At 66.8% G+C, this 12285-nt stretch carries 12 protein-coding genes and 1 tRNA gene; 7 read left to right on the forward strand and 6 right to left on the reverse strand.

Annotated elements, in window-relative coordinates; genetic code table 11:
• Positions 1–19 precede the first annotated feature (19 nt).
• The 3 genes from pilB to MMF98_RS17705 form a co-directional block, all read right to left on the reverse strand.
• Positions 20–1756 (reverse strand): type IV-A pilus assembly ATPase PilB, encoded by a 1737-nt coding sequence (gene pilB / locus MMF98_RS17695; RefSeq protein WP_243308077.1) that lies wholly within the window; start codon positions 1754–1756, stop codon positions 20–22.
• Between the two features lie 121 nt (positions 1757–1877).
• Positions 1878–1954 (reverse strand) — tRNA-Pro (locus tag MMF98_RS17700).
• A gap of 21 nt (positions 1955–1975) precedes the next feature.
• Positions 1976–2905, reverse strand: coding sequence for a polyprenyl synthetase family protein (locus tag MMF98_RS17705; protein WP_423837645.1), 930 nt, complete (start codon positions 2903–2905; stop codon positions 1976–1978).
• 215 nt (positions 2906–3120) lie between these two features.
• Between MMF98_RS17705 and rplU the strand changes: the two genes are divergently transcribed.
• The 4 genes from rplU to proB all read left to right on the forward strand — a co-directional run bounded on the left by rplU (position 3121) and on the right by proB (position 6048).
• Positions 3121–3432, forward strand: a complete 312-nt coding sequence (gene rplU / locus MMF98_RS17710) for a 50S ribosomal protein L21 (protein ID WP_243308079.1) — start codon at positions 3121–3123, stop codon at positions 3430–3432.
• A gap of 12 nt (positions 3433–3444) precedes the next feature.
• The gene (rpmA, locus tag MMF98_RS17715; RefSeq protein WP_243308080.1) at positions 3445–3702 is read left to right on the forward strand and encodes a 50S ribosomal protein L27; all 258 of its coding nucleotides are present in this window, start codon (positions 3445–3447) and stop codon (positions 3700–3702) included.
• A gap of 80 nt (positions 3703–3782) precedes the next feature.
• Positions 3783–4853 (forward strand): Obg family GTPase CgtA, encoded by a 1071-nt coding sequence (gene cgtA / locus MMF98_RS17720; protein WP_243308082.1) that lies wholly within the window; start codon positions 3783–3785, stop codon positions 4851–4853.
• 58 nt (positions 4854–4911) lie between these two features.
• Positions 4912–6048 carry a glutamate 5-kinase gene (proB, locus tag MMF98_RS17725; protein WP_243308086.1) on the forward strand — a complete coding sequence of 379 codons (1137 nt, stop codon included), beginning with the start codon at positions 4912–4914 and terminating at the stop codon, positions 6046–6048.
• Between the two features lie 13 nt (positions 6049–6061).
• Here the strand turns inward: proB and MMF98_RS17730 are convergent, their stop codons facing one another.
• Positions 6062–6565, reverse strand: coding sequence for a CNP1-like family protein (locus tag MMF98_RS17730; protein ID WP_243308087.1), 504 nt, complete (start codon positions 6563–6565; stop codon positions 6062–6064).
• Positions 6552–7202, reverse strand: a complete 651-nt coding sequence (locus tag MMF98_RS17735; protein ID WP_243308678.1) for an RNA pyrophosphohydrolase — start codon at positions 7200–7202, stop codon at positions 6552–6554. The genes MMF98_RS17730 and MMF98_RS17735 overlap by 14 nt, the downstream gene beginning before the upstream one ends.
• 90 nt (positions 7203–7292) lie before the next feature.
• Between MMF98_RS17735 and MMF98_RS17740 the strand changes: the two genes are divergently transcribed.
• Positions 7293–9035 (forward strand): proline--tRNA ligase, encoded by a 1743-nt coding sequence (locus MMF98_RS17740; RefSeq protein WP_243308095.1) that lies wholly within the window; start codon positions 7293–7295, stop codon positions 9033–9035.
• Between the two features lie 20 nt (positions 9036–9055).
• Positions 9056–9664 (forward strand): lytic transglycosylase domain-containing protein, encoded by a 609-nt coding sequence (locus tag MMF98_RS17745; RefSeq protein WP_243308097.1) that lies wholly within the window; start codon positions 9056–9058, stop codon positions 9662–9664.
• Positions 9665–9822: 158 nt separating this feature from the next.
• Here MMF98_RS17745 and paeA read toward each other — a convergent pair whose 3' ends face one another.
• Entirely contained in the window at positions 9823–11136 is a 1314-nt protein-coding gene (gene paeA / locus MMF98_RS17750; protein WP_243308101.1) for a polyamine export protein PaeA, read from the reverse strand.
• Between the two features lie 440 nt (positions 11137–11576).
• On the opposite strand from paeA, the gene MMF98_RS17755 reads away from it, so the two are divergent.
• Positions 11577–12281, forward strand: a complete 705-nt coding sequence (locus tag MMF98_RS17755) for an MgtC/SapB family protein (RefSeq protein ID WP_243308103.1) — start codon at positions 11577–11579, stop codon at positions 12279–12281.
• Positions 12282–12285: the final 4 nt, after the last annotated feature.

The raw sequence follows: 12285 nt of genomic DNA on the forward strand, positions 1-12285 counted from the left end.
TGCTGTTTGCAGCCTGCTGTTATTCATTGGTGCAGCCCAGCACTTCCTCGAGCGAGGTCATGCCCTGCTTGACTTTGTGCAGGCCCGACTGGCGCAGGCTGCGCACACCCTCTTTCTGCGCCTGCTCGGCGATCTCCAGGGCGCTGCCGTCGCGCAGGATGATGCGCTGGATGTCGTCGCTGATCGGCATCACCTGGTAGATGCCGACGCGGCCCTTGTAGCCGTTGTTGCACATGGAGCAGCCCACCGGGCGGTAGGGCGTCCAGGAGCCGTCGACATCCTCTTCCTTGAAGCCGGCTTCCAACAGGGTTTCGTGCGGAATGTCGGCCGGGGCCTTGCAGTTGGGGCACAGGCGCCGCGCCAGCCGCTGCGCCGTGATCAGGATCACGCTGGAGGCGATGTTGAACGGCGCGATGCCCATGTTGCGCATGCGCGTGAGCGTGGTGGGCGCGTCGTTGGTGTGCAGCGTGGACAGCACCAGGTGGCCCGTCTGGGCAGCCTTGATCGAGATGTCAGCGGTTTCCAGGTCGCGGATTTCGCCGACCATGATGATGTCCGGATCCTGGCGCAGGAAGGACTTGAGCGCCGCGGCGAACGTCAGCCCGGCCTTTTCGTTGACGTTGACCTGGTTGACGCCCGGCAGGTTGATTTCCGACGGGTCTTCTGCCGTGGCGATGTTGACGCCGGGTTTGTTGAGCAGGTTCAGGCAGGTGTAGAGCGACACCGTCTTGCCCGAGCCCGTGGGGCCGGTCACCAGGATCATGCCGTAGGGCCGTCCGATGGCGCTCAGCAGCCGCTCCTTCTCCTCGGGCTCGTAGCCCAGCGCATCGATGCCGAGCTTGGCGCTGCTCGGGTCCAGGATACGGATCACGATCTTTTCGCCGAACAGCGTGGGCAGGGTGCTGACGCGGAAGTCGATCACGCGGTCGGGCCCGACCTTGAGCTTCATCCGGCCGTCCTGCGGCACGCGCTTTTCGGAGATATCCATGCGCGAGATCACCTTGATACGCGAGGCCAGCTTGTCCTTGATGGCGATCGGCGGCGAGGCGATCTCGCGCAGCTCGCCGTCGATGCGAAAGCGCACGCGGTAGGTGTGCTCGTAGGGTTCGAAATGCAGGTCCGAGGCGCGCATGCCGAAGGCGTCGAGCAGCATCTTGTGCAGGAACTTGACGACCGGGGCGTCCTCGACCTCGGAGACGCTGGCTTCGGCGGCCTCGGCGGCGACCGAATCCATGGAGGACTCGTCGAACTCGAAGTCGTCGCCGATGATGCTGTCCATGGCCTCCGAAGCCGTGGTGGCGTTGGCCTCCACCATCTTCGTGAGCTTGTCGTATTCCGCGATGACCCAGTCCACCCCCATCTGCGTGGCGAACTTGATCTTCTCGGCGGCGCCCTGGTCGGACGGGTCGGCCGTGGCGACGATCAGCCGGTTGTTGCGCTTGCTGAGCACGACGACGCGGTAGTCCTGGCAGATCTTGGCGTCGAGCAGGCCCTTGGGCAGGCGCTGGGTGTCGATGGCCTCCAGGTCGAGCAGCGGGGCCGCGAAGGCCGCCGACATCGTGTGCGCCAGATCGGCGGCCGAGACCGCGCCCGAGCCCGTGAGTTCGGCGATGAAGTTGGTGCGGCCGGTCTGGGCCTTGCGGTAGATGTCTTCGGCGGACTTCTGCCCGAGCTTGCCGGCGGAGACGAGCGCACGCGCCAGACCGGGCAGGGCAATGGTGATGGGTTCGTTGAGGACGGTGTCGACGGCGGCCATGTCCGGCAAATGTAAGCGAAGGGAGGGGGACTTCCCGATCATCGCCGATTGCCATGGCGCTGTAAATCGCCAACCGTGCCCGCCGGGCCGCGGCCGGCGCCGCGCGTGAATCGAAAATGTCTGGTCGGGGTGAGAGGATTCGAACCTCCGGCCTCTACGTCCCGAACGTAGCGCTCTACCAGGCTAAGCTACACCCCGTTTGCTGTTTGACGGAACGTCTCAGGAGCGACGTTCCAGCAGTTGAGCCGCCAATTGTAGCAAACCCTCGGCGTGTTGATTGGCGGGCAGCTTGCGCGCAGCTTCCACGGCGCGTTGCGCCTCGGCGGCCGCGGCCTGCCGCGTGACCTCCAGCGCCCCGGTGTCGCGCACGATGGCCACGATGTGATCGAGCTCTTCCACGGCGCCGGTTTCGATGGCGCGGCGGATCGTGGCGCACTGGCTGGCCGTGCCGCGTTGCATGGCGGCGATCAGGGGCAGCGTGGCCTTGCCTTCGCGCAGGTCGTCGCCGAGGTTCTTGCCCATCTCGCCGGCATCGCCGGCATAGTCGAGCACGTCGTCGATGACCTGGAAGGCCGTGCCCAGGGCCTGCCCGTAGTCGGCGCAGGCCTGCTCGATCTCGGGGCTGCTGCGCGCCAGCACGGCGCCGAGCCGGGCGCTGGCTTCGAACAGCTTGGCCGTCTTGGAGCGGATCACGCGCAGGTAGCCCGCTTCGTCGAGCGAGGCATCGTGCATGTTCATCAGCTGCAGCACCTCGCCCTCGGCGATCACGTTGGTGGCATCGGAGAGGATCTGCATGACGCGCATGTCCTGCGCGTCCACCATCATCTGGAAGGCGCGCGAGTACAGGAAGTCGCCCACCAGCACGCTGGCGGGGTTACCGAATGTTTCATTCGCTGTGGCGCGGCCGCGACGCAGCGTGGACTCGTCGACCACGTCATCGTGCAGCAGGGTGGCGGTGTGGATGAACTCCACCACGGCCGCGAGGTTGTAGCGCTGGTCGCCGCGGTAGCCGAGGGCGCCGCACATCAGCAGCAGCAGGGCCGGGCGCAGGCGCTTGCCACCCGCCGAGATGATGTAGCGGGAGACCTGGCCGACCAGCGGCACGGCGGAATCGAGCCGCCGTGCAATGACCCCGTCGACCTCGCGCATGTCGTCAGCGATCAGGGCAAGGGCGGCAGCGGTACTGGAGGAGTTGACGGCCAAGGCAGGTAACACAAGTAAGTGCGGGGATTATAGGAAGGCCGCGCGGACCTTCCGGCGGCGCCTGGAACCGGCTGGGCGCGGGCGATGTTAGTGGATGCAAACCGTGCTATAATCTTTGGCTCTGTGGAAATCCGTCCGCAGAACTCATTCGAGAGGTCAACATGTACGCGGTCATAAAAACCGGCGGCAAACAATACCGTGTTGCTGCTGGCGAGAAAATTAAAGTAGAACAGATTGCTGCGGACGTAGGCCAGGAAATCGTGATCGACCAGGTTCTGGCTGTCGGAAACGGCACCGAGCTCAAGGTCGGCACCCCCCTGGTGTCCGGCGCAACTGTGAAAGCCACTGTGGTGGCGCACGGCAAGCACGACAAGGTTCGCATCTTCAAGATGCGCCGTCGCAAGCACTATCAGAAACGCCAGGGGCATCGTCAGCAGTTCACCGAGCTGCAGATCGCTTCTATTGCTGCATAAGGAGCAACGGAAATGGCACAGAAAAAAGGCGGCGGCTCTACGCGAAACGGGCGCGATTCCAAGCCCAAGATGCTCGGCGTGAAGGCTTTCGGCGGTGAACTGATCAGCGCCGGCTCCATCATCGTGCGCCAGCGCGGTACCAAGTTCCATCCCGGCACCAATGTCGGCGTGGGCAAGGACCACACCCTGTTCGCCCTGGTGGACGGCCACGTGTCGTTCGCCGTGAAGGGTGAGCAGAACAAGCACCTGGTCAGCGTGACCCCGGCATAAGGCATCAGGCTTTCCGGCACGAAAGCCCTGCGTCGACGCGCAGGGCTTTTTTGTTTCATGCCCCCTAAAATCATCGCATCATGAAATTCGTAGACGAAGCCTTCATCGACATCGCGGCTGGCGACGGCGGGAACGGCTGCGTCTCGTTCCGCCACGAGAAGTACAAGGAATTCGGCGGCCCCAACGGCGGCGACGGCGGCCGGGGCGGCCATGTGTTCGCCGTGGCGGATTCCAATCTCAACACCCTGGTGGACTTCCGCTTCTCGCGCCGCCACGAGGCCAAGCGCGGCCAGCACGGCATGGGCTCCGACATGTTCGGCGCCGCCGGCGACGACATCACGCTCAAGATGCCGGTGGGCACCATCATCACCGACGCCGAAACCGGCGAGGTGCTGTACGAGCTGCTCACGCCGGGCGAGGTGATCACCATCGCCAAGGGCGGCGACGGCGGCTTCGGCAACCTGCGCTTCAAGAGCGCCATCAACCGCGCGCCGCGCCAGAAGACGCCGGGCTGGCCCGGCGAGAAGAAGAGCCTCAAGCTCGAACTCAAGGTGCTGGCCGACGTCGGCCTGCTGGGCCTGCCCAATGCCGGCAAGTCCACCTTCATCACCGCGGTCTCCAACGCCCGCCCGCGCATCGCCGACTACCCGTTCACCACGCTGCACCCCAACCTGGGCGTGGTGCGCGTCGGCCCCGAGCAGAGCTTCGTGGTGGCCGACCTGCCGGGCCTGATCGAGGGCGCGGCCGAGGGCGCCGGCCTGGGCCACCTGTTCCTTCGCCATCTGCAGCGCACCCGGCTGCTGCTGCACATCGTGGATATCGCTCCGTTCGACGAGGGCGCCGACCCCGTGGCACAGGCCAAGGGGATCGTCAACGAGCTCAAGAAATACGACGCCGCGCTGTACGACAAGCCGCGCTGGCTGGTGCTCAACAAGCTCGACATGGTGCCTGCCGACGAGCGCGCCGCGCGCGTCAAGGACTTCGTCAAGCGCTTCAAGTGGAAGGGCCCGGTGTTCGAGATCTCGGCCCTCACGCGCGAGGGCTGCGAGCCGCTGGTGCAGGCGATCTACCAGCATGTGAAGGCGCAGCAGGTGGCCGAGCAGCCGCCGGTGGAGATCGATCCACGCTTCACGGGCGATCCGGCGCCGTGACCGGTTGCTATCAAAACAATAGCTGACAACGTCCACTGCACCTGGACATCAAGCCAAAATGATTGAAAAAACAGCTTCCACCGTGCTGCGCGATGCCCGCCGCATCGTGGTCAAGGTCGGCTCCAGCCTGGTGACCAACGAAGGCCGCGGCCTGGACGAGTCCGCCATCGGCGAATGGTGCCGCCAGCTGGCGTGGCTGGCCGGGCAGGGGCGCGAGGTCGTCATGGTGTCCAGCGGGGCCATCGCCGAAGGCATGAAGCGCCTGGGCTGGAGCGCGCGGCCGCATGAAGTCCATGAGCTGCAGGCCGCCGCCGCCGTGGGCCAGATGGGGCTGGCGCAGATGTATGAAACCAAGCTGCGCGAGAACGGCCTGGGCAGCGCGCAGGTGCTGCTCACGCACGCCGACCTGGCCGACCGCGAGCGCTACCTCAATGCGCGCTCCACGCTGCTCACGCTGCTGCGCCTGCATGTGGTGCCGGTGATCAACGAGAACGACACGGTGGTCAACGACGAGATCAAGTTCGGCGACAACGACACCCTGGGCGCACTGGTGGCCAACCTCGTGGAGGCCGATGCGCTGGTCATCCTGACCGACCAGAAGGGCCTGTACACCGCCGATCCGCGCAAGGACCCGGCGGCCACCTTCGTGCACGAAGCCAAGGCCGGCGACCCGGCGCTGGAGGCCATGGCCGGCGGCGCGGGCTCGAGCCTGGGCAAGGGCGGCATGATCACCAAGATCCTGGCCGCCAAGCGGGCCGCGGGCTCGGGCGCCTCCACCGTGATTGCCTGGGGCCGCGAGCGCGACGCGCTGGTGCGCCTCGCGCGCGGCGAGGCCATCGGCACCCTGCTGGTGGCCCAGACCCAGAAGACGCAGGCGCGCAAGCAATGGATGGCCGACCACCTGCAGCTGCGCGGCGCGGTGACGGTGGATGCCGGCGCCGTGGTCAAGCTGCGCGACGAGGGCAAGAGCCTGCTGCCGATCGGCATGACGGCGGTGGAAGGCGATTTCTCGCGCGGCGAGGTGATCGCGGTGCGGGATGCGCAGGGCACCGAGATCGCGCGCGGGCTGGCCAACTACGCCAGCGCCGAAGCGCGCCTGCTGTGCCGCAAGCCGTCCGGCGAATTCGAGGCGCTGCTGGGCTATGCCGCTGAGCCCGAGATGGTGCACCGGGACAACCTGGTGCTGACCCGCTGACCCCCGGCGCCGATCAGCCGCGCTTCTGTTCGTTCTGGTTGCGCAGGTCGCGCAGGATGTGCTGCACGCTGGGCGGCGGCGCATTCTCCGCGCACACGCCCTGGCGGGCCAGCTCCAGCGCATAGCGGGGGCGGACCGCCTTGTACATCGACTGCCACTCGGGGGCGCTCACGGGCGTCCAGCCGCTGCCCTCGTTGTAGCGCGCGTAGGTCTTGAACTCCCCGGTGGCGCAGCGGATGCCCTCGTACATCGTGTTGGTGGCGCCGCCGCTCTTGCTGCGCGCCACCACCACATAGCGCACCACGCCATCGCCGCCGATGCGAATGGTGCCGGCATCGACGCCGAACGCCAGCGAGGAGGAGGCGCTGACCTCGAACGGCACCAGGCGCGACAGCTCGAAGGCCGGTGGAGGCGGCGCGTCGTTTTCGCGCCAGTCGGGGTTGTCGGCAGCCAGCTGGGCGAAGGCCCCGCCGGCCGCCAGCGCCAGCAGAGCTGGCGCCAGATCACGAAACCGCATGGTTGTTGTCCTGGGGAGCCGCAGCACTGGTCTGCGGATCGGGTTCAAAGGTCGCGCCGGGCGGCAGCTCGAAGCCAGCGCCGGGCAGGGGATCGGGCGGCACGTCGTGCGCCTCGTGTTCGCGCGAGCGCATGCCGCTGCGCAGGTAGCGGTTGCGGTGGTCGTGGCGCGGCAGGTAGCGGGCCAGCTCGGTCAGCGCCATCTCGTAGACACCGCGCTTGAACTCCACCACCACGTCCAGCGGCACCCAGTAGTCGTTCCAGCGCCAGGCATCGAACTCGGGGTGGTTGGTGGCGCGCAGGTTCAGGTCCCAGTCATGGCCCACCAGCTGCAGCAGATACCAAATCTGTTTCTGGCCCTTGTAGTGGCCGCGCGCGTCGCGGCGGATGTACCGGTCGGGCACTTCGTAGCGCAACCAGTCGCGGGTGCGGGCGACCACGCGCACATGCTGCGGCATGAGCCCCACTTCTTCATGAAGTTCGCGGAACATCGCCTGCTCCGGGGTCTCGCCCCGGTCTATGCCACCCTGCGGAAACTGCCAGCTGTGGGTGCGGATTCGCTTGCCCCAGAACACCTGGTTTTTCTGGTTGAGCAGGATGATGCCGACGTTCGGCCGAAAGCCGTCCCGGTCAAGCATAATCAAACCCCAAATTTTTAAACTGAGTTCATTATGCACGCCACTGCGCGGGCGGCAAGGGGCTTGGTACCTATTCATTATTTCCGCCCGATGAAAGCCTCCCAGTTCTTCATTTCCACTCTCAAGGAAGCGCCCGCCGATGCCGAAGTGGTGAGCCACAAGCTCATGACGCGCGCTGGCATGATCAAGAAGCTGGGGGCCGGCATCTACAGCTACATGCCGATGGGCCTGCGGGTCATCCGCAAGGTCGAGGCCATCGTGCGCGAGGAGATGAACCGGGCCGGCGCCGTCGAGTGCACCATGCCGGTGATCCAGCCGGCCGAGCTGTGGCAGGAGACCGGCCGCTTCGACAAGATGGGCCCGGAGCTGCTGCGCATCAAGGACCGGCATGAGCGCAGCTTCATCGTGCAGCCGACCAGCGAGGAAGTGGTCACTGACATCGCGCGCCAGGAACTGCGCAGCTACAAGCAGCTGCCGAAGAACCTGTACCAGATCCAGACCAAGTTCCGCGACGAGCGCCGGCCGCGCTTTGGCCTGATGCGCGGGCGCGAGTTCATCATGAAGGATGCCTACAGCTTCGACCGCGACATGGCCGGGGCCAAGGCCAGCTACCAGGTCATGGCCGCGGCCTACCGCCGCATCTTCGACCGCTTCGGCTTGTCGTACCGCGCCGTGGCCGCCGACAGCGGGGCCATCGGCGGCGACCTGAGCGAGGAGTTCCAGGTGATCGCTGCCACGGGCGAGGACGCCATCGTCTACTGCCCGAGCAGCAGCTATGCCGCCAACATGGAAAAGGCCGAGGCGCTGGCGCCCGCCGGGCCGCGTCCGGCGCCGGGGCAGGCCCTCGTGAAGACGCCGACGCCGGGCAAGAGCACCTGCGCCGACGTGGCCGAGCTGCTCGGCCTGCCGCTGCAGCGCACCGTCAAATCGCTGGTGCTGGCGACCGACACGCTGAACGAGGCCGGTGAAGTGGCCAGGACTCAGGTCTGGCTGTTGCTGCTGCGCGGCGACCATGACATGAACGAGGTCAAGGTCGGCAAGGTGCCGGGGCTGGAAGGCTTCCGCTTCGCCACCGTCGCCGAGATCGAGAGCCATTTCGGCTGCAAGCCGGGCTACCTCGGCCCGATCGGCCTCAAGCAGCCCGTGAAGATCGTGGCCGACCGCGACGTCGCCGTCATGGCCGACTGGATCTGCGGCGCCAACGAGATCGATTTCCACCTCACCGGCGTCAACTGGGGCCGCGACGTGGCCGAACCCGACCTTGTGGCCGACCTGCGCAACGTGGTGGCGGGCGATGCCTCGCCCGACGGCCAGGGCGTGCTCGCCATCGAGCGCGGCATCGAGGTCGGCCATGTGTTCTACCTCGGCACCAAGTACAGCCAGGCCATGAACGCCACCTTCCTGGACGAGAACGGCAAGCCCCAGTTCATGGAAATGGGCTGCTACGGCATCGGCATCACGCGCCTGCCCGCGGCCGCCATCGAGCAGAGCCACGACGAGCGCGGCATCGTCTGGCCCGACGCCATCGCGCCGTTCACCGTGGTGATCTGCCCGATCGGCATGGACCGCAGCGCCGAGGTGAAGGCCGCTGCCGAGGCGCTGCATGACGATCTGGCCGCGGCCGGCGTGGATGTGCTGCTGGACGACCGCGGCGAGCGCCCCGGCGCCATGTTTGCCGACTGGGAGCTGATCGGCGTGCCGCACCGCGTGGTGATTTCCGATCGCGGCCTCAAGGAAGGCCAGCTCGAGTACCAGCACCGCCGCGACACCGCTGCCACCAAGGTGCCGGCGTCCGAGGTGTCCGGCTTCGTGAAGAGCCGGTTGCAGGTGTGATTTCGAGAAGAAAGTGCCTGATGTCCTTGCCCGGTGGGCTTGGACTGCTATCGATTTCAGAGCAAGCGCAGGCCGGTGCGCAGATCGAGGAGCCGCTGGCCGACTCGGTGCGCACGGCCCTGAGTTCGGCCATCGCCAACCACGCGCCGCCGATTCCCGAGTTTGCCGACACGGAAAGCCGGCTCGCCTACCTGCGCTGGCTGGGCGCCATGAGCGAGCGGCTCAAGAAGAAAAAGCCCGAATGGCAGATCCGCAAGGAGTTCCTGCAGAGCGTCTGGTATGAGAGCAAGCGCGCCGGGCTGGACACGGCGCTGGTGCTGGGCCTGATCCAGGTGGAAAGCAATTTCCGCAAGTTCGCGGTCAGCAACGCCGGCGCGCGCGGCTACATGCAGGTCATGCCGTTCTGGACGCGCGTGATCGGCGATGGCGATGCGGGCAAGCTGTTCCACATGCAGACCAATCTGCGCTTTGGCTGCGTGATCCTGCGCCACTACCTGGACCGCGAGCGCGGCGACCTGTTCATGACGCTGGGCCGCTACAACGGCAGCCGCGGCAAGGCGCCGTACCCGAACGCCGTGCTGGGCGCCAAGCGACAGTGGGAACACGGCGCCGAGGCGCGCCAGTCCTGAGGCCTACGCGGCCGCAGCCTGAGTGGTGGCCGGTTGTGGGCGTGAATCCCGCTTCGAATCCCGGAATTTGAGTCAGATCGGCCCAAGGTCCAGGTGCAGCGGTCATTTGCTGCTATCAATTTTGAAGTTGAGTGAGGCGGTGGCCAGCCACCGCCGGCTCAGGCGCTGGCACCCGCCGCGCCGGCGGGTGCCAGCCGCGTCACCATCACCTGGTCGATGCGGTAGCTGTCCACGTCCAGCACCTCGAACTGGTAGCCCTCCCAGGTCACCTTGTCGGTGCGCTTGGGCACGCGGCGCAGCATCACCATCAGGAAACCGGCCAGGGTTTCGTATTCCTCGGCGTGCGGCAGGCTGTCGAGGTCGAGCGCGCGCTGCACGTCCTGCACCGGCGTGATGCCGTCGATCAGCCACGAGTTCTCGTCGCGCCGCACGATCAGCTCCTCGTCCTGCGGCGAGACCAGGTCGCCCATCACCGTGCTCATCACGTCGTTGAGGGTGATCACGCCCACCACCAGGCTGTATTCGTTGACGATCACCGCGAAGTCCTCGTGCGCCTGGCGGAACTGCTCCAGCACCTCGGTCAGCGTCAGGCGGTCGGGGATGATTAGCACCTTGTGCAGCATGCCTTCGGCGCCCGGCGAGATCGACTGGTTGTTGAGCACGCGCTGGAACATGTCCTTGGCGTCCACGTAGCCCACCACGTGGTCGATGTCGCCCTCGCACACCGGGTAGGACGAGAACGGTTCGGCCACGATGCGCGCGCGCACCACGGCGTCCGGGTCGTCGCGCAGGAACCAGGCGATGCGGTCGCGCGGCGTCATGGCGCTGGAGACGGCGCGGGTGTCGAGCTCGAACACATTGGCAATCACCTGCTGCTCGCGCCGTTCCAGCGCGCCCGACTGCGCGCCGGCCTCGGTCAGGGCGAGGATGTCGTCGGAGGTGATGCGGTCGTCGCGCTGCGGCGGCAGGCCCGAGATGCGGAACAGCAGGTCCGCGCACTGGCTGTAGACCCAGACCACCGGCTTGAACACCGACATGCAGGCCTGCATGGGCTGCACCACGCGCACCACCAGCCGCTCGGGCTGGATCATGCCCAGGCGCTTGGGAAACAGGTCGGCGAACAGGATGAACAGCGAGGTCACCGTGAGGAACGAGGCCAGGAAGCCCGCCGTCTCGGCGCGGGCCGGGGCCAGCCAGAGGCCGAACAGCGCCGTGAAATGCGGGCTCAGCGCGCCTTCGCCCACGATGCCGCCCAGGATGGCGACGGCATTCAGGCCGATCTGCACCACGGTGAAATAGTGGCCGGGCTGCTCCTGGATGCGTATCACGCGCTCGGCGCGCGCGTCGCCGTCATCGGCCATCTGGCGCAGGCGCAGGCGGCGCGAGGCGGCCAGCGAGATTTCCGCCACCGAGAAAAAGGCGCTGGCGGCGATCAGCAGGGCGATGACGAGGAGGCTCTGGATCAGGTTCATGGGAGGGCCGGGCGGCGCCAGGCGCGCCCTGCCGTGCCCAGTGTAACGGCGTGTCCCGCCGGTGCCATGACAGCCGCCGCGGCGCAGCCGGGCGCCCGCCCTCGCGCAGTCTTCGCGCGAAGCAGGGGCATGCCTTGACTTTTTTGCGGTGCAGCAATAGACTCCGCCGCATCTCAACTTTGGAGTCTTCTGTGGGTACTTGTTCCGGTGACAGTAGTCGATCTTGGATCGACATCGCCGCCTGATCGGGTTCACGAGCCTCCCTTCGTGCCCCGATCCCGCGGGTACGATGTCCAGAGCCAGGCGCTAGCCGCTTCGCTCTTCTTTTCCCAGATAGCTTCTGTCTTCAGGTGCTGAGCGCGCGTCTCGCGTAGCGCTTTGCCGTGCAGCGCCTGCCTTCAAGGCTCGCCGGGTCTCCCTGTTCGCAACAGGAGGCGGTGATGGTCTGGTATGACTTTGCCCTGCGGGTGCTGGTGGCGCTCGTCTTGGGCTCATTGATTGGAACCGAGCGCCAGCTGCGCCAGCGCATGGCGGGCCTGCGCACGAACGCCCTGGTGGCGGCGGGCGCGGCGCTGTTCGTCTCGATCTCGGCTTTCACGCCCGATCCGCAGGGTCACGCCCGCATCGCCGCGCAGGTGGTGTCGGGCATCGGTTTCCTCGGCGCGGGCGTGATCATGCGCGAAGGGCTCAACGTGCGCGGCCTCAACACCGCCGCCACGCTCTGGTGCTCGGCCGCCATCGGCGTGCTCTCGGGCCTGGGCTATGCGCTGGAGGCTGCGATCGGCACCTTCTTCGTGCTGGCCGCCAACTTCGCGCTGCGCGGCATCGCGCAGCGCCTGGGCCAGCACAGCGCGCTGGTTGGCACGGACATCGAGCAGGCGTTCCGCATCACGGCGCAGTGCGAGGCGGCCGAGGAAGTGCATGTGCGCAGCCTGCTGCTGAACATGGTGGGCAGCATGCCCAACCTGATGCTGCAGTCGCTGCACAGCGAGGACGCCACGCCCGGCGGCCGCATCGAGGTGCGCGCCGACGTGCTGACCTCGGCCGCCCACAAGAACCTGCTCGAGCAGATCGTCAGCCGCGTGAGCCTGGAGAAAAGCGTCTCGGTCGTGCGCTGGGCCATGTTGAGCGATGCCTACGAATGAGGAG

Source organism: Variovorax terrae (assembly GCF_022809125.1).
Taxonomy (GTDB): Bacteria; Pseudomonadota; Gammaproteobacteria; order Burkholderiales; family Burkholderiaceae_C; genus Variovorax_A; species Variovorax_A terrae.